The sequence below is a fragment of the Winogradskyella poriferorum genome (assembly GCF_050618035.1).
Lineage (GTDB): Bacteria > Bacteroidota > Bacteroidia > Flavobacteriales > Flavobacteriaceae > Winogradskyella > Winogradskyella poriferorum_A.
The window spans coordinates 1-223 of record NZ_JBODPY010000219.1 but is presented as its reverse complement, the minus strand read 5'-3'; the positions used below and the strand labels follow the sequence as shown (position 1 = coordinate 223).

Below are 223 nucleotides of genomic sequence, written 5' to 3'. Positions count from 1 at the left end.
CAGTAACTTTTATTTTTTGGGGGTTACTTTGGTGAACTAATAACTCATAACTAAAAAAGCAGACATCTATATTCTCATTTAGCATAAGATCAATTTCAATTTCAAGTTTAGATTTATGCCAGAGATCATCTACGTCCAAGAATGCGATAAAATCACCTGTGGCCATTTGGGTGGCTTTATTTCTAGCTTCTGCCGCTCCTTTCTTTTCAGAAAATTCAAAATA

Annotated in this window: 1 protein-coding gene; it reads right to left on the bottom strand. The window is 33.6% G+C overall.

Going from position 1 to position 223, the window contains the following annotated elements:
• Window positions 1–223, bottom strand: a 223-nt coding sequence (locus ACRHOC_RS15540) for a glycosyltransferase (RefSeq protein WP_431159486.1), incomplete at both ends; no start/stop codon positions are given.